Raw genomic sequence first — 19,715 nt, 5'->3', positions numbered from 1 at the left:
TCACATGGTGAAGCTGACATTTCGACGGGCTACGCTGGCGGATATCCCGGCAATCGTCTCGATGCTGGCAGATGACGACCTCGGTTCGCAGCGCGAGACAGCCACAGAGGAGACTCCCCAGCACTATTTCGATGCATTCAGCGAGGTCGACGCCGATCCGAACCAATTTCTTTGCGTAGTGCAAGACAGCATGGAGATCGTCGGCACGTTGCAGCTGACGTTTATCCCGGGGCTCGCGAGGAATGGATCGAAGCGCGGACAGATCGAAGCCGTGCGGATTGTAGGTGATCGCCGCGGCGAGAGGATCGGCGAGTCCCTGTTCGCTTGGGCCTTGGAAGAGTGTCGCTCGCGTGGCTGTTCTTTGGTCCAACTTACCACGGACAAAGCACGCCCGAATGCTCACCGCTTCTATGACAGGCTGGGCTTCAAACCCACTCACATTGGCTACAAGCTTTTCCTCTGAACATCTTGGCTATGCCCTCTGTTCAGGGTTGGTGCCTGATTGCAGAAAGGGGCCGAAACCCGCCTGTCCGCTTCCGGGCCGTCGGCCGTCGAAAGCCGCCGTTCGGCTATTCAACCAAATGTTCATGGCTCCGCCTGAGCGCAGCCAAGTGTGCGATCCTGATCGCAGCCTTGGCCTCGATGCCTGATTAGGTTCCTGTTGGGGGTCGAGCGTCCGCCCGGATCGTGTCCCAACCGCCCGCCTTGGCCTCGTAGAGTCTGCGATCCGCTCCCTCCACCATCCCCGCGGCGTCGATATAGCCCGAGCCGGCGGCGAGCGTCGCCACGCCGATGCTCGCCGTGACGATCTTGAACTCGGATCCGGCGTGTTCATGGCTCAACAAACGGATGGCGGAGCGGATGGCCTGCGCCCTGTCGGCAGCGCCCTCCAAGGGCGTTCCGGGGAGGATCGCGGCGAACTCCTCCCCCCGTATCGAGCGCCCACGTCGCCCGGTCGGTTGAGACTGTGTCGGAAAGCGGTGGCGACGAGGCGCAGGCACTCATCACCTGCGGGATGACCGTAGGTATCGTTGAAGTTCTTGAAGCGATCGATGTCGAGGATGATGAGGCTGAGATCGGTCTTGTCGCGGACCGCTCGCTTGAACTCGACATCGAACCGCACATCGAAGGCGCGACGGTTGGTCAGGCCGGTGAGAGCGTCCTCAAACGCGAGAACCTCAAGGCGACGGTTGGCTACCTTGAGTTCCTCCTCCATCGTCACCCGCCTGGTGATATCGCGCACGACCAAAACCGCGCCGCCGCCGGCCAGCGGCCGTGCAGTGACCTCCACCCATTTCGCAGCGGTTACCGGATGGCGGACACGGAAGCGGACGTCAGAAACCCGATCGCCGCTTCGGAGCGTTGCGATCATCTCCTCCACGACGCCGCGATCCTCCGGGATGCTGATTGTGGTCGGATCGGAGCCGAGCATGTCGAAGGGGTCGGTGCCCAACACTTCGCGCGCAGCCGGCGACACGAAGGTGCACGTCCCATCAGCATCAATCCTTACCACCACGTCGGCTGTATTCTCGGCGAGCAGTCTGTAGATCGCATCCCGTGCGGCGGCAGCTTGCTCCGCCGCCCGGGCCGCCTGCAGGCGCTCAGTCATCATGTTGTGCTTTGTACCCAGGCGACGGAATTCCGGAGCCTGCCAAGGGGCGATTTCGGCCCTCGTTTCGAGATCGCCGATGCCGATCCTTTTCGCCATCCTGGTCAGCCGGACGATCGGTACGACATGGGTTCTCGTCCCGAGCCACCAGGTCGCCAGACAGGCGAGAAGGCAGACAAGGAGTGCCGTCGCAGCCGCCTTCATCGAACGGGCGTAAACCGGGGCAAGCGTTTCCGCCTTCGAGACGCCGACCGACGCGATGAATCCTGTACCCTCCGATCCCGGAAGCGCGGCGAAACCAAGGATACGCTCCACACCGTCGAGGCCTACCGCATCAGCGACGCCAGATCGGGGGCCTTCGCCAATGGCAAGCGCCAGCGCACCGCCGGGAACGGGGTCCGTCAGACGCACGTCTCCTGCTTTGTCGACCGCAACGAAGCGCCCGCTTCGGCTGTCCAGCATCGATGTGGTCGCACCGGCCGTCAGTCTGTCTTGATCGCCGATCGCGAGCAGGTACTCGAGGTCGTACCCGACGAACACAAAGCCGGTGTTTGATGAGTCTCGGATCGCCAGAGTCAGGGTCGGCCGCGTTGCCGCGTGGCCCGTCGTAAGATCGCCTACAGCGAATCCGTCGTAGCCAGCCTCAGCCATTCGCTCGAAAAGCACGGTTTCGCCGAGCAACCCAGACGCGACAGTCGAACGATCGCAGATCGATGTCCGGGCCTGGTCGACGATGCCAATTCTTACGAACTGAGGGTTGGCCTCGAGCAGAAGCTCCTGGGTGGGATCGCATCCGGGGCCGCCCGCGAGCATCGTCGCGGACGTATATTGCAAGGTTTCAAGGAACACGCGGCTCTCCAGGAAAGCCCGCGACTGGTTGCTGACGGCAAGTTCAGCCGCAGTCCGAACCTCTGCCCGGGCGGCGGCGAGCGTCTCGCGAAAGTCGGACCGGATTTCGAGGGCGATCAGCACGACGAACGGGGTGACGGCGACGAGTATAACGGCGAGCAGGCGGGGCCGGATACCAACGCATTGGACCAGTGACGCGAGCATTCCCGTAGCCCAATCGGCAATGGCGGCTGCCGAGAGCGTTGGCTGGACACCTTCCGGTGAGGTTGGCTTACGAGGCTGGAGCAATGTGGACTTTCCTTCCGGCCTCCGGCGCGCCGGCGTTGATGTTCGCTATAGGGGAAAGCCTCACTCCCGAGGGAATATTTCGCCGCGGTTCCCCAAACCTGCAGATCGAGGTCCATGGCGGCGGGCGGGCTAGGATCGATGCGGGCCAAGTCAGAAGCGACATTCGCATGGGTCGAAGCAGAGAGCTCGCGCTGTGATACGGTCCGTTCGTAACGCCCCTTAGGAGCTACGATCGACCATGGACATGAGCGCGAGATCCCAGGCTGACGCCCACTTCAAAACGGTGCGAGATGCGAAGACAACCACGGCTTCAAAGCGGATCAATCAAGAGCGCATGAAGACTGACAGCGACAAGTCCGCTCGCCTCAAGGCCGCGCGATTGGCGAGGGACGTCGAAGGCGCCCGCGAAGCGAAGTAGCTGCGAGCTCTCATTTCCGAAATTGTTCGAGCATGGAGGCAATATTGACTTCCATGCTCGGCGGGCGCGGCGATGCGGGCGCATGAGCCGCGGCAGCAACAAGAAAGCGCCCCGCCACCTCCCGATGACGAGGCGCTACAGGCACCAACTTGAGGACCTGGCGCCCGGCACTACCGCCGAAGTAGTGCTCGGCGGCGCTACGACTGCCCGCTGGAGCAAGCAGTCGATGGGATAAAAACTCTGCCATTCCTGATCTAGCATGGAACACTCGATACCACGCCGCTTCATTTTCCGCCTAGCGCTTGCAGCATCGAATGCGACGGTCAGCCGCTAGTAAGGATCAAGCGGGTCGTTGAGTACGAAACGCATCGCCATTAGCGCGTCCGCGATCTCGGCCTCGGCGTCGTAGAACTTCTCGACGAACGAGAGCCATTGCCGACTGGCATACTCATGTTCGAAAGCGAGCCTTTCTAAAATGCTGGCAGCTAGCGCAGCCGCAGCTCCGGCCTGCTCCAAAGCAATTACTGCCTCGCTGATCAGGGCGTGCTCCACCCTGCCTGCTCTGAGCGCTTTTCCGGCAGCCCACGAAAGCCGCAGACCGGCACTCCGGCATTTGCCGAGATCTTTCTCCGCCGGTCCAAAAAGTTCGTGCACGTCTTCGATCGTCGCGGGCAATCGGCGTCCCCAGTGCAGGATAGTCGCATAGGGACGGGTTCCGTCTTCGACGCGGGGAGGGAGATCGGCGGGCGAAGCGACCACTTCGAACTCCGCGTCGGCGATGCTTGCCTTTTCCGTGCCGTCGAGGACCTTCCGGACGAACCGACCAACGCGAGAGAAAAACAAAAGGTCAGTGAGCCAGGCCATTCACTCTTGTCTGCCGTAAGTCGGTGCGATGCAACACGATTTCCGGTCAGCATCCGGCTGCCAACCATGAGTCCCGCGGCAACCCGTTGTCTCACAGCGCTAAGCCCATTAGGCCCCCAATCGTCGTGCACAACCACTCATCCGCGGGGCTCAAACGTGCGCCGCCGCGCGCATGTCGGATAATGAGGCGGAACCGAGCCTGACAGCGGAGGTTGCTGAATACTAAGGGCATCACCCCTTGTTCCTATTGTTAGGCTATTCCATGTCCTCCAAGGACACGCTTCCGGCTGCGGTTGATTTTCCAGATCGCCGATCGCTTAGTGATCTTGACGAGGCTCGCCTCACCACGCTCTGGGAAGATTGCGGCGCGTGGTGCATCTGGATGCAAGAATTCAGAGCCGGATTTTCCACGCAGGCGGGTGAAACGGAATGGCAAGTCCTGACGCGCCACGAGCATGAGGATGTCGCCGCAGCGCATGCTCGCATCGAAGACGAGATAGCTGCCCAAAAGTCGTTATGACGACCCTCTATGCATCGCCGTTCCTGTCCTGCCGCAACTAGACAGCCCGATCTACAAACCGTTTCATTGATGGATGTCCTCAGCGATCGCGCAAAAGATGTCGTCATGAACGGACCCTGTACACAACGAACCAGATGCTTCTGATGCAAGCAGGTCGTTTGCGACTCCGAGTTTGTCTTCATCAATCAAACGACGTCCGCATAGCCCTCGAAGCAGACTTCTCCAAGGATGAGGCGGCGCCCATGCTGCGTCTCGACCGCCTTCTGATTGTTACGGAGCCTGTCGATATTCCTGATGGCAAAGAAGTCGAGGGTTCAAGCGAAAGTCGCGACGGCTCTGAGTTTGCCAATCGGTAGTGCATGGCCCATGCTCGCCTGGGCAACGTCGCCCATGATCTCATTGCGACAGGCTTTCATGGCAACTGGTACCGTAAAATTCTTCAATGTAGATAAGGGCTTCGGGTTCATCACACCAGATGACGGCGGGAAGGATGTTTTCGTCCACGTCTCCGCTCTGGAGCGATCAGGCATGTCTTCCTTGAGCGAGAACCAGAAAGTTTCGTTCGACACCGAGCCTGACACCCGCGGCAAGGGCGACAAGGCCGTCAATTTACAGTCCCTGTAAGCGGCATAGCAGGCACAGAGCGGGAACTCCCGTTTCGGCGGGGGTTCCCGATCCGGCTGGAAACGGGCGTTCCGGAAACCTCTAGCGCGGATTCCGGCGCTCTAGGGGCGAAAGCGGTCTGTCCGCTTCCGGCCATGCTGACGGCGAAAGTTGCCATTCGGCTCTCGATCCTTCTCAGACACTCGCCGGGCTGATGGTCGATCCTCGGAAGCAGCCGTTCGAGGCGGGTCGGGCATCCGCTCTACGGCTGCGCCGCCCGTCGACGCTATGGTCACGATCGGTTGGATCGCGAACGATTTTGAACTGACCTTCCCCGGGTGACCAGCCCCCGTGCCGACAGGTGGGACGGCACAGGGGCGTGCGGCTTAGGTGTTCAGGCCGCCGTCGACATTCAAGATCGCACCGGTGATATGCTTGGCTGCCGGACTTGCAAGGAACGCGACTGCCGCAGCGACGTCCTGCGGATCGCCGTAGCGACCGAGCGGCATCAGCGAACGCTGCCAGTCGGAGAACTCGCCGTCGGCCGGGTTCATGTCGGTGTTGGTCGAGCCCGGCTGGACGAGGTTCACGGTGACGTCACGTGGGCCCAGTTCCCGCGCTAAGCCGCGCGTGAAAGACTGAAGCGCCGACTTCGTCATGTAGTACACGGTTCCCGGATCGCCGACGATGCGCTCGGCGCCCGCCGAGCCGATCGAGACAATGCGCCCACCTGTTTTCAGATGAGGGATAGCGGCCTGCGCGGCGAGGATAGGGGAGCGCACGTTCACACGGAGCAGCGCGTCGATTTCGTCTACGCCGAACTCGGCGATCGTGCTGTAGTGCGCGATCCCCGCGTTGTTGACGAGGATGTCGAGACCGCTCAGCACTGCGACCGTCTCCTCCACCGACCGCTTGATAGAATCTGGATCGCTGCTGTCGGCCTGAATGGCCAGCGCCTTGCGGCCCTTCCCCTCGATCGTCCGGACGACCTCGGCCGCCCGGTCCGCCGAACCGGAATAGGTGATCGCGACATCGGCGCCCTTCTCTGCCAACGCCACGGCGATTGCCGCGCCTATTCCACGTGAGGCGCCCGTCACCAAAGCGCGCTTGCCTACCAATTCCTGCATGATCATCCCCTTTCTGTGTTGATCGATACAGAAGTAGGGTCCTTGTTGGCGGCGGTCAATCCAATTATGTGTCAATCGATGCAATATGATGGAAGTCGCATTACGAAGCCCTGTGAACCCAGACCACGCGCTCGCGGGCGCCCCCGTGCGTTTGACCGCGAGACGGCGCTCGGCGCAGCAATGCGCCTGTTCTGGCAGAAGGGTTTCGAGGCGACTTCGATGGCCGAGTTGACGGAGGCGATGGGGATCGGGTCGCCGAGCCTTTATGCTGCCTTCGGTTCCAAGGAGGCGCTCTACGCCGAGGCGGTACGACACTACGTCGACAGCTACGAGCACCACGCCTGGACCTGCTTCCATTCAGCGAGCACGGCTCGAGAGGCCGTCGAGGCCTATCTTCTGGCTCTGGCGGATGCGCTGACAGGATCGCTCTACGACAGCCCCCGAGGCTGCATGGTCACCTTGTCCTCCGTCGGGTGCGAGGGACATGCCAAGCTCGGCGCCCTGGTTCGAGCGGAGCGGAGCGTCTCGCTCGAGCGCATCAAGACACGCCTGGTCGAGGGGATCGAAAGCGGTGAGATCCCGGCATCGACCGACATTCATGCGCTAGGGCGCTTCGTGCAGACCGTTCAGAGCGGCATGTCGATCCTGGCTCGCGACGGGGCCAGCAGGGAGGAGCTGCGGTCCGTTGCTGAGACTGCCATGCTCGGGTGGGACGCACGAACGGTTCCGGTTAGCCCTTGAACAAGGCCGGCCTTGTCGGGAGCTATCGGGCATTCCGCCTTTGACGACCACGTCTCAGTAAAAGAAGCCCGCAAGCCACCCTCGTCACAAATGATTTCCGGCGGCGCTTCGGGCCGAAAGCGGACCGGCAGGTTTCAGACGAAGACGCCGGGAAGCTGCCGTTCCGCTCACGACCCTTCCAAGACGTTCCGTCGGGCTATTGCTCTTGCCGAAACCGGACATGGGCAAGCCTCGCATTCGGCGCGGCGCGGCGCGCTCGCCGTTACGTTGTCTTCCGCGAGGGCCAGATCCACGGCTGCCTCGGCGTGGATGGCCGTGGTGTCGAACAGCGGCACCACGCTGTACTCTGGACGGACGAGCAGCATGATCTCCGTGCAGCCAAGGATCACGGCCTCTGCCCCGCGCTCCACCAGGCGGGCGATCACACCGCGATAGGCCTGGCGCGAGGAGGGTTCGACCCGGCCCTGCACCAGTTCCTCGTAAATCACCCGGTGCACCAGCGCCCGGTCGTCGTCCTCCGGCACCAGGACCTCGAGCCCGTGCCGGTCGGCGAGACGTCCCTTGTAGAAGTCCTGTTCCATGGTGAAGGCGGTACCGAGAAGGCCGACATTTCTGAAGCCGGCGGCCTTGATCCGCTCCGCCGTCGGGTCGGCGATGTGCAGCAACGGCAACCCGATGGCCGCCTCGACCTGGTCGGCCATGCGGTGCATCGTGTTGGTGCAGATCACCACGAAGTCCGCGCCCCCGCGCTCCAGACGTTGCGCCGCCGCGACCATCTCGGCAGCGGCTTCGTCCCAGCGCCCGGCGTGCTGCAACGCCTCGATTTCGCCGAAGTCGAACGACCACATGAGGCAGCGGGCCGAGCGCAGGCCGCCCAGCCGTACCCGGACGGTCTGGTTGATGATCCGGTAATACTCGGCCGAGCTCTCCCAGCTCATCCCACCGATGAGGCCGATGATTTTCTGCGACACGTCATTCTCCGTCGGGGGATCGAGGATCCAACCACCTCCAGGGCACTCAGATCCCGGCATACCATTGGTAGCCGCGATCCTCCCAGAAACCGCCTCTGCCGCCCCACAGGCCGCTGAAGCTGTCGACGATCTCGATGTGCATGACGTATTTGGCATGCTTGTAGCCAAGCTGCCTCTCCACCCGCAGGCGAAGCGGGGCGCCGTGCCCGACCGTGAGGTCCTCGCCGTTCATCGCGTAGGCGAGGATCGTCTGGGGATGGAACGCGTCGACCAGATCAATGCTCTCGTAGTAGACGCCGCTGCCGTCGAGCGTCTTTTCCAGTTCGTCGGCGCAGTGGAAAACCACGAAGCGGGCCTCCGTTTTCATCTCCGCGGCTTGCAGAATGAGTCCGAGCGGGGTGCCGGTCCACTGGCCGATCGCGCTCCAGCCTTCGACGCAGTCGTGGCGGGTGATCTGGGTGCGCGACGGGAGCTTCCGGAGGTCGGCCAGCGAGAATTCCATCGGCCGGTTCACCAAGCCGTCGACCTTCAGTCGCCAGTTGGCAAATCCGTTCTCGTGGAGCGCGGCGTATTCCTCGCTGTCGGGGCTCTGCGTTCCGTTGACCCGGAACGTAGGCGAGATGTCCGCCGGCGAGAATTCGCGTGCCAAGGTCCCCTGCCCGAGCAGGAGGCGCTGCGCCTCCATCGTCAGTTTCTCGGCCGACCGCAGCACGGCGTCGACATCTTCGTTCTGCTCCAGGGCGTCGCAGCCGCCGAGCGCGAGCACGCCCGCGCCGAGCGTACCGCCGACGAGGAAGCGGCGGCGTGTGAGAAAACCGGTCATGCGTCGGGTCCTTCCTTGCGGATGGCATAGCGGCCAGTGATCATCGAACGCATGTTGTTCCAGGGCCCCGAGAGGATGACCATGGCGACATGGACGATGACGAACAGGACGAGCAGCGATGCGGTGATGAAATGAAGCGTCCGCGCCGACTGGCGCCCGCCGAGGATGTCGAGAAGGAACGGGACGGCGGCGTCCATGCCGGGCGACATTGTCAGGCCCGTCAGGAGCATCAGGGGCAGCAGGACGGCGATAACGGCGATGTAGGAAAGCTTTTGCAGTGCGTTGTAGTGCCGAGCATCGTCGCCTGACGGGAAGCGCAGGCGCGCATGGTCGACGACTTCCCGCCAGAGATGGCGCGGCGTGAGTTCGTGGGGATCCGGCGCCAGGTCACGGCGGAAATGATGGCTCCAAAGCCCGTACGCGAGATAGACGAGGCCGTTGATGACGAAGGCCCAGGCGAAGAAGAAGTGCCAGCGCCGGCCGGCGGCCAGGTCCTGGTAGGACGGAAGCGTCAGCCACCCTGGAAACGCTCGCGGGGTCGGTTCGCCGTCCAACTTCGACAGGCCGAGGACCCCCGTCGTGGGCAGCGAGACATCCCCGATCTCCACGAAGCCCTGCGGCTCGCCGTTCTGCTCACGCGCGCCGATCGTGACGAAGGCCGGATCGGCGTCGGCACCGTACTGGCCCCAGTGAAGCCGCGGATAGGCGTTGAAGATCTGAAGCCCGCTCAGGAGCAGGAAGCTGAGGCACAGCACGTTCAGCCAGTGCGTCAGCCGCGTGACGATGGCGTGGCGCCGGATGAGGACGGTTCTCTCGCGCGGCGCTGACGGTGCATGCGGCGTATCCGTGGTCATCGGATTGGTCCCCATGGTGCTCTTGGTTGATCGGAAGGGAATGGCTGTCGCGTCCACCGGCCGGGCGATGTCGGCCAGGCCGGGGGACGCTCGGCTCACATCGGCGGGACGACGCCGTTTGCGCCGACGACGACCTGCTGCGCCGCGATCGCGCCGCCCGCATCCTTGTCGCCGGAAACGAAGACGGCCGCGCCCGGTTTCAGGTCAGCTTCCGTGGCCGGTGCCAGGGTGACGACGGGCGTGCCATCAGGAACCGCGATCTTCTTCTCCTTGCCGTGGTAGGAGACGGTCACGGTCCGGCCGTCAACGTCCTTGACGGCGTCCGCAACGGTGGCGTTGGTCATCGTGCTGTCGGGCTTCAGATCCCACCCGAAGCTGCCCTCCCCGGTGCCCTTCAACGCCGACGGGAAGATCAGAACCTCGAGCGCCCCATCGCCGCCATCGTTCGTCGGAAGCGAGGCGATGCCCACATAATCGCCGGGCTTGATGTCGTCGATGGCCGCCTGCGCGACGCTCGAGAGCATCCATCCCTGCGCGAGGGCGATGGTGACGGTCTCGCCTTCACGCGTCTTCACCGTCAAGGCTTTGCTGTCCGCATCGACGACAGCGCCGCGTACGCGCACCGTCTCTGCGGCAGCGCTCTGCACGAAGGCTGGCAGACCAAGCGGTAGCGTTAGCATGGCGGTTGCCAGGATAGCCGGCACAGATTTCCGAAACATGACGTTCTCCTTGTTGCCTAATCGTAGGTCGTTGGTGGGCGCGGGAGGGATGGCTTTCGTGCGCGCCCCACATGAAAGCCAAAGCGAAGCCGTCGGCGCCTACTGAATGGCGGTCGCTGTCAGTGGCTCGTGTGAGTTGAAGCTCGTCGAGCGCGAGAGGGCGTCCCAGGCGGCTATTTCAGCCTTCATGCTCTCCAGCTTCTGCTCGACCAGAAGCAAGGCATCGTCGCCCAGGAAGAGCCGCACCGGCGGCTCCGGGGAATCGATCAAGGTCAGCAGCGCCTGGGCGGCCCTGGTCGGATCGCCCGGTTGATTGCCGTTCTTTGCCTGCCGGGCGGCGCGGATCGGATCCATGACCGCGTCGTAGTCGACGATGCTGCGGACGGCGCGATCCATGGATCGCCCGGCCCATTCGGTACGGAACTGGCCGGGAGCAAGGGCGGTCACGCGGATCCCGAAACCCGACACCTCCTTGCCGAGGGCCTCGGAGATACCCTCCAGAGCGAACTTGCTGCCGCAGTAGAAGGCGATACCAGGCAGCGTGATGAAGCCGCCCATGGACGTGACGTTGACGATGTGGCCGCGCCGCCGCTGGCGCATTCCAGGCAGCACAGCCTTCATCATCGCCACCGGGCCGAAGACGTTGGCGGCGAACTGTCTCTGGAGGTCGTCCATGGAGGATTCCTCCAACACACCCTCTTGGCCATAGCCGGCATTGTTCACCAGCACGTCGATCGGACCGGCCATCTGCTCGGCCTCGGCAACGGCCGCAGGAGCAGCGTTGAGATCGGTGACGTCGAGCAGGATCGGGTGGGCGCGCTCCGGCGCGACGGCGGCGAAATCCCCAGCGTCGGTTTCCCGCCGCACCGTGCCGACAACGCGGTGGCCTGCCGCCAGTGCCCCCGCGGCGAAGGCGCGCCCGAGGCCAGAACTGACGCCGGTGATCAGAAAGGTTTTGCGATCGGCATTTGCCATGGTCTAACTCCAAGCGATGGCAATAACTATATCATGATATAGATACCAACATGACCCGTGACAAGACTCGCTCGACCGCCACCAATGTCAGAGGCGAGCCGCTGCGTCAGAACGTGCTCGATGCCGCGGAACGGCTGCTCCAGGAGGGCAAGGCCAACTTCTCGATGCGCGATTTGGCGGCCGAGGCGGGCGTCAGCTTTGCGACGCCATTCAATCAGTTCGGCAACAAGGCTGCGCTCATGCACGCACTTGCAGCCCGGCGGATCGAGACGGTGGTGAAGCGTTTTGCCGAGCGCCGACTGCCCCCGCTGGCGGCCGACCGCGTGTTGCTGGCCATCGACATTGCCATCGCCGGCATCCTCGAGAAGCCGGAGGTCAACCGCGTGGTTATGGGGTGGATCGGGACCTCCGGGCCCGCCCCCGGAAACATTCTCGCGCAGTCGAAAGCCTTGTGGGCAATGGCGCTGGGCGACGGGGACGGCCTACCCGAAGCCTACAGAGAGCGGACGTTGCGGTTCCTGCCGGGGCAACTCGCGTTCGGCTTCCGAGGCGTGCTGTCCTTCTGGACGGCTGGCGAATTGCCGGACGACGCGCTCGCCATGCAGGCACGAGAGGTCGCCGAAACCTTGCTGCGGGGCCTCGCAAACCCCGGCGCCGACTGTCATCCGTGAGCCCTTTGCGCTTTCGGGCGCATGGAGATTTGCGCCACCCACAACGGGACGTTTCAGACCGTCGGATAAGGGCGCCGGAGTTAGAAGCCATGGTTCACCTCGACCCCACGGCCATTCAGCGATCCTCGCTGCCCTCCCGCGCTACCCGCGAAAGAGCGGAATGCCGATCCCCGCACCGGCTCGACCTGCGACCCGGATCGAGCCGTTCTCGTTTGGTCAGGCATCGTGTCCTGCCGCTCGCAGGATCAACTTCGCCACCTCGTCGGGATGGGAAATCGGCGAAACGTGGCTTGATGCCAGCTCGACCGTCGAAGCGCCCATCCGCTTCGCCATGAAGCGTTGCGGCCTGGGATCGATCACCCGATCGTCGGCAGACACTGCGTAGAAAGAGGGTTTGGTCCGCCACGCGGCCTGGCTGACTTTGCCCATCGTCAGCTCTTTGCGAAAGGGCCACTGCACCGCGTAAAGTACCCTGGCCTTCTCCGGCGGTAAGTCGGGTGCGAAATCATGCAGAAAGGCTTCCTCGGTCAGTCGCCCCTCTTCACCGTCAAACACGATGCCCGCCGCTGCGGGCGCCGCAGGAAACCGCTTGGCAAGCGCAGTGTAGTCCTCGCCGGCGTCAGGAGCCCGGGCGGCGACGTATACCAGCGCCGATACATTCGGGGCGGTCCCCGCCTCGGTGACGATCATGCCCGAGAACGAATGTCCGACGAGCACGGTCGGTCCCTCCTGACGGGCGAGGACCCGGCGACACGCGTCCACCGCCTCGGGTAACGTCGTGAGCGGGTTTTGGACCGATGTCACGTTGAGCCCGCGACTTTGCAGGGGGCCGATCACGTCAGCCCACGATGAGCCGTCAACAAACAGCCCGTGAACGAGGACGACGTTGCGGGCCCTCCCGGGGTGAGGTTGGGCCGCGAATGAAAGCGCGGGGACGAGAGGGGCTGCCAACGCAGCCGCCAGCGCGGTCACGACGGTCCGGCGATCGATTTCCATGTTTCAATGCTCCTGAATCCAAGTGAATTCGAATGCGCAGAACTCGGCGGAACCGTTTGGTGCCTCCGCCGCTTCCGCTCCGGTCGAGCCGACTGCGGCTTTGCGCTCGCGTGCACGGTTCAGGCGGCAAAGCCGCCGTCGATCGTGTGCAAGGAACCCGTGATCCCACGCGCCTGCGTGCCGGCGAGGTAGAGCGCCAGGTCTGCCACTTCGTCCGGGGTGCCGTAGCGCTTTATGGCCATCGGCGCGAGCATGGAAGCTGCCCGAGGACCCTCGGCCGGGTTCATGTCCGTATCGGTAGGGCCGGGCGGGATCACGTTGACCGTGATGTCGCGCGAGCCCACGTCGCGTGTCAGACCGCGCGCCATGCCCTGCATCGCAGCTTTGGTCATCACGTAGGCGGCAAGCCCGGGCCACGGCATGTTGTCAGCGGTGTTCGATCCGATGACGAGGATGCGACCGCCATTGGGCATCATCCGCGACGCCTCGACACTTCCGAAATAGGCGCCTCGCACGTTGACGTCGATCATCCGGTCGACGTCGTCGGCGACCAGCGTCAGCGGATCGCCGAACACCAACAGACCAGCGTTATAGACGAATATGTCGATCGGCCCGGCGTCACGGATCGACGCGATGAGCACCTCGCGTTCGCCGGCATCCGCCCGGACGGCCTGTGCGCCTGTTTCGGCGGCGAGTTGGTTGGCCGCTTCGGCAGAAGCGACGTATGTGAACACAACGGTCGCCCCGGCTGCGGAAAAGCGCCGCACTATCGCGGCACCCATACCGCGACTGCCGCCGACGACGAAGACCTTTCGATCAGAAAACTTCATCATGCTTGTCCTTTGAATGCGGAAGGGATTGCGCCTGTCGACGGTCGTCTGCGGGTGCCCCACCGGCCGGGGGCGTCCGGCCCCGTCAGAGAGGGGTAGCGATGCTGCGCGACACGGTGGCGTCGGTGAAGCGGGGAACATCTGCCATCACCGCCTCCGTTTCGGCGGATGCGAGCGCCGCGTGAAGGGCGGCCTCGTCGCGAAACCGGTAGATCCCCACAGAGACATCCACCGCGTCGGCGTCGCGGGAAAGAAGGCGGCAGCGCTTTCCAGTCCATGCCGCTGCCAGCACGCGAGCGCCAGCGGTAGATGAACGTCGACATAGTGGTCGCGGTCGAAATAGGTGCCGCCGCTGCATGTCACTATTAGTGTTGTGTGTGTCATGGACCAGCATTTGGTCGGTTCAGCGTTGATAGTAAACTTACAGAAACGTACGTTGCTTGTTCAGTTATGTCAGTATTGGATGGTGGAGCGATGGATTGGAGCGACGTCCGGATATTTCTCGCCGTGGCGCGGACGGGAACGCTTGGGGCCGCGGCCCGGGCGCTACGGTTAAGCCATCCAACGATCGGCAGACGCGTACGGGCACTGGAAGATGCGACTGGTCAGACCCTGTTCCAGCGAACTGCCGATGGTTTCGTCCTGACGGAAGAGGGGAATGCTATTCTAGCGCTCGCCGAGCAGATGGAGGAAAGCGCGCTGGCCATGGAGCGGCGGCTGGCCGGGCAGGAACAGAACCTACAGGGGAGCTTGCGCATCTCCTCCGCCGATTGGTTCGGCGCCTATTTCCTGCCGCCGATCGTGGCCGACTACACCAGAGCCTATCCGAGCGTGGACATCGAAGTCCTGACGGGAACGCGCCTGTTCAGCCTGGCGCACCGCGAGGCCGACATCGCCTTCCGGATCGTGCCCTTCAACAATGCGGACGTCGTGCAGCGAAAGCTCGTCCACCTGGACTATGGCGTGTACGTCGCTTTGGGCGCCGCGGACCCGATCTACCGGGATGGAGCTGGGTTTCGCCTCATCACCCACGACACCTCGACCGGGCAGTTCCCCGACATCGACTGGCTCATGGAAGCCTTCCCGAACGCCCAGCCGCTGATGCGGTCGAACAATCGCAACGTGCAAGGGCATATGTCCAAGCAAGGCATCGGCATTGCCGTCCTGCCGCAGGTCGTCGGCGATCAGATCATCGGGCTGCGCCGACTTGAACTGCCCGAGAAGCCGCCGGGCCGCGATATCTGGATGGGCTACCATCGGGATCTGAAGCACCTCCAGCGCTTGCGAGCCTTCATCACGACCGTGACGGACCACATCTCTCGTATGCAAGCCTGACTCTGTCTGGGAGACCGCCCTGATCCATTCCCGGTCCCTGGCTCGGCGCCTGGTTCCGGGCGCCGGACGTCACAGCTTCCGAGACCACGGCGATGGCAACGGGTTCGTCCACGCTGAAGGCAAGCTGGGTCTGAGGTGATGGCCAATGGATGTAGGACTCCTTCGCCGTCACGCGCGAAAAGCTTTTCCCAGACGTCGTCAAGGTCCGAACAGATCTGACCGCGTGATGTGCGGAATCGTCAGTACTCGCAACGAAAATGTACGCCTACTTTGCCGTATCGAATGATCCTCGGCGTTCAAACGATCGGAGAAGAAGATGCACATCGGTTTCATCGGGCTTGGCAGCATGGGAAGGGCCATGGCCCGCAATCTCATCAAGGCCGGCCACGATGTCAGCGCGTGGAACCGCACGGCGTTGAAGCCGGAGGCAGCACATGGGATTACGACCGTCGACGGGCCCGAAGAAGCCTTTCAGGCGGAAGTGGTCTTCACCATGCTGTCGGACGACGCTGCGATCCGGGGGGTGGTGCTCGAGGGCGCGCTCCTCGATGGCGCACGCGCCGAGCTGATCCACGTGGTAACCTCCACCATCTCTATCGCCTTCGCAGAAGAGCTCGCGGCACGGCATGAAGAGGCTGGCGTCGGCTTTGTGTCGGCGCCGGTCCTGGGGCGGCCGGATGTTGCCGCCAGGGGCGAGCTAAACATGCTGGTCGGCGGCAAGGTGGACGCTATCACCGCCATCAAGCCGTTGCTCGCCGTGCTCAGCAAGAAGGTCTGGCAGCTTGGCGAGATCCCGGCTCAGGCCAATGCGGCCAAAATCGCCGCCAACATGATGATCGCCATGGCGATCGAGGCCATGGCGGAAGGCGTCGCGCTGACCGAGAGCGTCGGCCTAGAACGCGCGCGCTTCTTCGAATTGATCCTGGGGACGCTCTTCGCCGGGCGGGCCTATGAAAGCTACAGCGCGCAGATCACCGAAGGGGCGTTCAAGCCAGGCTTCCAAGCCAAGCTTGGCCTCAAGGACCTGCGACTGGCGACCGAGGCAGGCAGCGCGACAGGACGCAGCCTGCCGATGCTCGACGCGGTGCGGGAGCGATTGAGTGACGCCGTCTCGGCTGGGCTTGGCGAGCGGGACTGGTCGATCATGGCCGACGTCACCCTGCGCGGGGGCAACCGTTCGACGATATCCGCGGCCGCAAAGGAGAAGCACCCATGAAGACCTGGCTCATCACCGGCTGTTCGAGCGGCTTCGGCCAGCGCCTGGCGATCGCCGCCGCGGACCGTGGCGACCAGGTTGTCGCGACGGCGCGCGATCCGCGGTCGATCGAGGACATGGCCGCTGCCTATGGCGGCCGCATGATCGCGCTGCCGCTGGACGTGACCGATGCCGCGTCTGCGGTGTCGGCCGTCGCGGGCGCCGAGGCGTCGTTCGGCGGGTTGGACATCCTCGTCAACAACGCCGGCTATGGCCTGTATGGCGCTATCGAGGAAGGGGCGTCCGACGAGTATCGCCCGATGTTCGACGTGAACGTTTTCGGCCTGATCGAAACGGCCAAGGCCGCCCTCCCCGCTCTGCGAAGCCGTGGCGGGACGATCGTCAACTTCTCCTCTGGCGCAGGCATCGCCGGCGGCGGTGGTAGCGGTTATTACAACGCGGCGAAATTCGCGGTCGAAGGCGTGTCGGAAGCCCTTGCGGACGAGCTCCAACCGTTCGGCATCCGCGTGATCATCGTCGAACCCGGCCCTTTCCGCACCGAATTCCTCGGCCGGTCGACCACCATGGCGGCGAGGCAGATGCCCGAATATGCCGCGAGCTCCGGCAAGCGCCGACGGTACCGCGAGACGAACGATGGCAACCAGGCCGGCGATCCCGACAAGGCGGTAGCCGTGATCCTGCAAGCGGTCGACGCCGAAGAGCCGCCGCTACACCTCCCGCTTGGCCCGGTGGCTTACGCGATCGCCGAACGAAAGCTGAGGGCGTTCAAGGCTGACATGGATGCGTGGCGCGATATCGCGATCCACACGGATTTTGATCGGGCTTGAAGGCGGACCTTCGCCCGTATTTTCCTGTTCCGGAGCAAAATCATGATTGCAGCTTTGAACGGATTCACCCAGCAGATCATCGCGGCGAACGGCGTCAAGATGAACACGGTCACCGGCGGTGAGGGTCCGCCGATCGTTCTGATCCACGGCTTCCCGCAGACATGGTGGGAGTGGCACCGTGTCATGCCGTTGCTGGCCGCGCGGTTCAGCGTGGTCGCCGTGGACCTCCGCGGTGCAGGCTTTTCGGAGTGCCCGCTGGATGGTTACGACAAGGCGACGCTTGCGCGTGACGTCCATGAGGTCATGAGCGCGCTGGGGCATGAGCGCTACGCGGTATGTGGGCATGACATCGGCGGTATGGTCGCGCTGGCGCTGGCGGCAACGCACCGGGACGCGGTCTCCCATCTGGCGATACTCGACGTGCCGCTTCCGGGCTGGAGCGAATGGGAAGCGACCGCCGCGAAGCTTTGGCACTTCGCGTTTCATATGAACCGGGACCTGGCGGAGCGTCTGATCTACGGCCGCGAGTATGATTATGTATCTGCTTTCATCGCGGAGCGGATCTACGACCACAACAGCTATGATCCGGCCGACATCGACATCTATGCCAGGGCTCTGGCCCTTCCCGGGCGCACCCGCGGCGGCATGGAATGGTACCGCAGCTTCGATGCCGATCATGCGGCCGCGCTGGAATATAAGAGGCAACCACTGGATGTGCCGGTTCTGGCGCTCGGCGGCGACCAGCGGTTCGGCTCGCGCATGGTGCCGATGCTCGAGGAGTTCGCAACCAACGTGACCGGCGGCGCGATAGAACGGTGCAGCCACTATGTCCCGGACGAGCGACCGAACGAGGTTGCCTCGGCCCTGATCGCGTTTCTTTCCGCCCATTGAGAGCACCATGCCGGCGGACGCGCAATGGCGCGATCCGCCCGGGCACATCGGACGATGCCAGGTTCAGAGCCGGCCGTCCGCAGCAACAAACCTGTCCAGAAAAAGGAGACCGTCATGACCGCATCGACGATACGCGGCGTCAATCATATCGGCATCACCGTGCCAGATATCGAAGCTGCAACGGCATTCATTATCGAGGCGTTTGGGGGACAACTGATCTATCAGTCCTTCGGCCCGAACGATCCGCCGCGCCAGGGACACGAGTTTGAGCGGGCGGTGGGAGCCTTCCCGGGAACGGTAGTCCGTGGACAGGCGATGGTGAAGATCGGGACCGGGCCGGACATCGAACTATTTGAGATGCACGGACCCGAACAGGCGCAACCCGTCCGGGCGAGTGACTTCGGCATCACCCATTTCGGCGTCTACACCGACGATATCGACACGGCTGTCGAGCGCTTCGAAAAAGCCGGCGGCACCGCGCTTACCGCTCCGCGAGCAATCCCCTACGCGACTGAAAAGGGACCCGGGAACAAAGTCTGCTACTGTCGTATGCCCTGGGGAACGACAATCGAATTCATCACGACGCCTGACCAAATGGCGTATCATGCCCAGACTGATCTTCGCAGGTGGCAGGACGACGATTAAGCTGAGCTGCAATCTCCTGCTGGTGCCGGACATCTTTGCCACGGCGACAGACTTGCACCCGGCGCTTGCTGTCAAAAGGAGACCGTCTCCTTCCAGGGCCACGGACAGAAAAATCTGCCGTCTAGCGCTGGAGCCAAGTCGCGGCAACGCCTCCAATACAGGGCAGCCGCAAGCGGGCATTGCATCGGCGCCCTCGACCACAGTCGCATCATTGCCTTCGTCCGCGTGCTGATCAAAGTATGCGGAGACTTTTCGAAGGCAGGATGAAACCGTGCCCCGACCGCATATCCGTTCCGCCACCAACTCAGACGTTCAAGCCATTACAGCCTTAGTGGACGATGCCTACGGCTGTTATGTGGAGCGCATGGGGCGTGAGCCCGCACCGATGAGCGACGACTACGGGCGGCTTGTCGGCAGCGGTTGCGTGTGGGTTCTGGTGATGGACGAGGAGGTCGGAGGTCTTATCGTTCTGCGACGGGAAGCCGACCATGTTCTAGTCAGCAATGTCGCGGTCGGGCGTGCACATCAGGGCCGGGGTTTCGGAAGAAGGCTCCTGACCATGCTGAAGCGTATGCTCGCCAAGGCGGCTACGACGAGCTGCGCCTCTACACCAACGAGTTGATGTACGAGAACCTTAGGATTTACGAGAGACTGGGATGGGAGGAGTACGATCGCGCAGAACAGGACGGCTTTCGCCGCGTGTTCATGCGCAAGCGGCTCGACCTTAGCTTATCCGGGACAGCGGTCGGTTAATCCCGTCAGGGTTTGCGGATGGTCCGCTTCAGGTGCCCGTAAGAGTCCTGACAAAGCGCACCGTCCTGGGATCCGAAGGATGGCGGAACATCCGGTCGGGCGGCCCCTGCTCGACGATTTCGCCGTCCTCGAGGAATGCGACTTGATGGGCGATCCTCTCGGCGAGACGGAGGTCGTGGGTCGCCATCAG

The 19,715-nt window shown here is 63.4% G+C and carries 21 protein-coding genes and 1 pseudogene; 11 read left to right on the top strand and 11 right to left on the bottom strand.

The window, feature by feature from the left end; genetic code table 11:
- Positions 1–4 precede the first annotated feature (4 nt).
- Positions 5–463 (top strand): GNAT family N-acetyltransferase, encoded by a 459-nt coding sequence (locus GGR03_RS18375; RefSeq protein ID WP_183210238.1) that lies wholly within the window; start codon positions 5–7, stop codon positions 461–463.
- Positions 464–650: 187 nt separating this feature from the next.
- Here the strand turns inward: GGR03_RS18375 and GGR03_RS24400 are convergent.
- Positions 651–1,813 (bottom strand): annotated as a pseudogene (locus GGR03_RS24400) (diguanylate cyclase).
- A gap of 1,681 nt (positions 1,814–3,494) precedes the next feature.
- Complete coding sequence (locus tag GGR03_RS18360) at positions 3,495–4,028, bottom strand: hypothetical protein (protein WP_183210235.1); 534 nt, start codon at positions 4,026–4,028, stop codon at positions 3,495–3,497.
- A gap of 262 nt (positions 4,029–4,290) precedes the next feature.
- Between GGR03_RS18360 and GGR03_RS18355 the strand changes: the two genes are divergently transcribed.
- Both GGR03_RS18355 and GGR03_RS18350 read left to right on the top strand, forming a co-directional pair.
- Positions 4,291–4,548, top strand: a complete 258-nt coding sequence (locus tag GGR03_RS18355; protein ID WP_183210234.1) for a hypothetical protein — start codon at positions 4,291–4,293, stop codon at positions 4,546–4,548.
- A gap of 414 nt (positions 4,549–4,962) precedes the next feature.
- The gene (locus tag GGR03_RS18350) at positions 4,963–5,172 is read left to right on the top strand and encodes a cold-shock protein (protein ID WP_183210610.1); all 210 of its coding nucleotides are present in this window, start codon (positions 4,963–4,965) and stop codon (positions 5,170–5,172) included.
- 365 nt (positions 5,173–5,537) lie between these two features.
- Here the strand turns inward: GGR03_RS18350 and GGR03_RS18345 are convergent, their stop codons facing one another.
- Entirely contained in the window at positions 5,538–6,278 is a 741-nt protein-coding gene (locus tag GGR03_RS18345; protein WP_183210233.1) for an SDR family NAD(P)-dependent oxidoreductase, read from the bottom strand.
- A gap of 78 nt (positions 6,279–6,356) precedes the next feature.
- Here GGR03_RS18345 and GGR03_RS18340 point away from each other — a divergent pair, with 78 nt between their 5' ends.
- The gene (locus GGR03_RS18340) at positions 6,357–7,019 is read left to right on the top strand and encodes a TetR/AcrR family transcriptional regulator (protein WP_183210609.1); all 663 of its coding nucleotides are present in this window, start codon (positions 6,357–6,359) and stop codon (positions 7,017–7,019) included.
- A 167-nt stretch (positions 7,020–7,186) separates the two neighbouring features.
- Here GGR03_RS18340 and GGR03_RS18335 read toward each other — a convergent pair whose 3' ends face one another.
- The 5 genes from GGR03_RS18335 to GGR03_RS18315 form a co-directional block, all read right to left on the bottom strand.
- Positions 7,187–7,990: an aspartate/glutamate racemase family protein gene (locus GGR03_RS18335; protein WP_343058882.1), complete on the bottom strand. Its 804-nt coding sequence runs from the start codon at positions 7,988–7,990 to the stop codon at positions 7,187–7,189.
- A gap of 46 nt (positions 7,991–8,036) precedes the next feature.
- Positions 8,037–8,813 carry a molybdopterin-binding protein gene (locus GGR03_RS18330; protein ID WP_183210231.1) on the bottom strand — a complete coding sequence of 259 codons (777 nt, stop codon included), beginning with the start codon at positions 8,811–8,813 and terminating at the stop codon, positions 8,037–8,039.
- Positions 8,810–9,667, bottom strand: coding sequence for a cytochrome b/b6 domain-containing protein (locus GGR03_RS18325; protein ID WP_183210230.1), 858 nt, complete (start codon positions 9,665–9,667; stop codon positions 8,810–8,812). Before GGR03_RS18325 ends, GGR03_RS18330 begins: the two co-directional genes overlap by 4 nt.
- 95 nt (positions 9,668–9,762) lie before the next feature.
- A complete protein-coding gene (locus tag GGR03_RS18320) occupies positions 9,763–10,386 on the bottom strand; it encodes a hypothetical protein (protein WP_183210229.1) in 624 nt (207 codons plus the stop codon).
- Positions 10,387–10,485: 99 nt separating this feature from the next.
- A complete protein-coding gene (locus tag GGR03_RS18315; protein WP_183210228.1) occupies positions 10,486–11,361 on the bottom strand; it encodes an oxidoreductase in 876 nt (291 codons plus the stop codon).
- Positions 11,362–11,411: 50 nt separating this feature from the next.
- On the opposite strand from GGR03_RS18315, the gene GGR03_RS18310 reads away from it, so the two are divergent.
- The gene (locus GGR03_RS18310; RefSeq protein WP_183210227.1) at positions 11,412–12,032 is read left to right on the top strand and encodes a TetR/AcrR family transcriptional regulator; all 621 of its coding nucleotides are present in this window, start codon (positions 11,412–11,414) and stop codon (positions 12,030–12,032) included.
- A 216-nt stretch (positions 12,033–12,248) separates the two neighbouring features.
- Here GGR03_RS18310 and GGR03_RS18305 read toward each other — a convergent pair whose 3' ends face one another.
- Together GGR03_RS18305 and GGR03_RS18300 are read right to left on the bottom strand one after the other, a co-directional pair.
- The gene (locus GGR03_RS18305) at positions 12,249–13,028 is read right to left on the bottom strand and encodes an alpha/beta fold hydrolase (protein WP_183210226.1); all 780 of its coding nucleotides are present in this window, start codon (positions 13,026–13,028) and stop codon (positions 12,249–12,251) included.
- A 119-nt stretch (positions 13,029–13,147) separates the two neighbouring features.
- Positions 13,148–13,999 carry an SDR family oxidoreductase gene (locus GGR03_RS18300; RefSeq protein WP_343058879.1) on the bottom strand — a complete coding sequence of 284 codons (852 nt, stop codon included), beginning with the start codon at positions 13,997–13,999 and terminating at the stop codon, positions 13,148–13,150.
- A gap of 333 nt (positions 14,000–14,332) precedes the next feature.
- Between GGR03_RS18300 and GGR03_RS18290 the strand changes: the two genes are divergently transcribed.
- The 6 genes from GGR03_RS18290 (at position 14,333) to GGR03_RS18265 (ending at position 19,394) form a co-directional block, all read left to right on the top strand.
- The gene (locus tag GGR03_RS18290; protein ID WP_183210225.1) at positions 14,333–15,193 is read left to right on the top strand and encodes a LysR family transcriptional regulator; all 861 of its coding nucleotides are present in this window, start codon (positions 14,333–14,335) and stop codon (positions 15,191–15,193) included.
- Between the two features lie 316 nt (positions 15,194–15,509).
- The gene (locus GGR03_RS18285; protein WP_183210224.1) at positions 15,510–16,409 is read left to right on the top strand and encodes an NAD(P)-dependent oxidoreductase; all 900 of its coding nucleotides are present in this window, start codon (positions 15,510–15,512) and stop codon (positions 16,407–16,409) included.
- Complete coding sequence (locus GGR03_RS18280) at positions 16,406–17,236, top strand: oxidoreductase (RefSeq protein WP_183210223.1); 831 nt, start codon at positions 16,406–16,408, stop codon at positions 17,234–17,236. The genes GGR03_RS18285 and GGR03_RS18280 overlap by 4 nt, the downstream gene beginning before the upstream one ends.
- A 42-nt stretch (positions 17,237–17,278) precedes the next feature.
- Positions 17,279–18,127, top strand: a complete 849-nt coding sequence (locus GGR03_RS18275) for an alpha/beta fold hydrolase (protein ID WP_183210222.1) — start codon at positions 17,279–17,281, stop codon at positions 18,125–18,127.
- 114 nt (positions 18,128–18,241) lie between these two features.
- Entirely contained in the window at positions 18,242–18,772 is a 531-nt protein-coding gene (locus GGR03_RS18270) for a VOC family protein (RefSeq protein ID WP_183210221.1), read from the top strand.
- Positions 18,773–19,136: 364 nt separating this feature from the next.
- Complete coding sequence (locus GGR03_RS18265) at positions 19,137–19,394, top strand: GNAT family N-acetyltransferase (RefSeq protein ID WP_425486727.1); 258 nt, start codon at positions 19,137–19,139, stop codon at positions 19,392–19,394.
- A 159-nt stretch (positions 19,395–19,553) separates the two neighbouring features.
- Here GGR03_RS18265 and GGR03_RS18260 read toward each other — a convergent pair whose 3' ends face one another.
- Entirely contained in the window at positions 19,554–19,712 is a 159-nt protein-coding gene (locus tag GGR03_RS18260; RefSeq protein ID WP_183210220.1) for a hypothetical protein, read from the bottom strand.
- Positions 19,713–19,715 lie beyond the last annotated feature (3 nt).

The organism is Aurantimonas endophytica, from assembly GCF_014196845.1.
GTDB lineage: Bacteria > Pseudomonadota > Alphaproteobacteria > Rhizobiales > Rhizobiaceae > Aurantimonas > Aurantimonas endophytica.
This window is presented reverse-complemented; position numbering and strand designations above follow the sequence as displayed.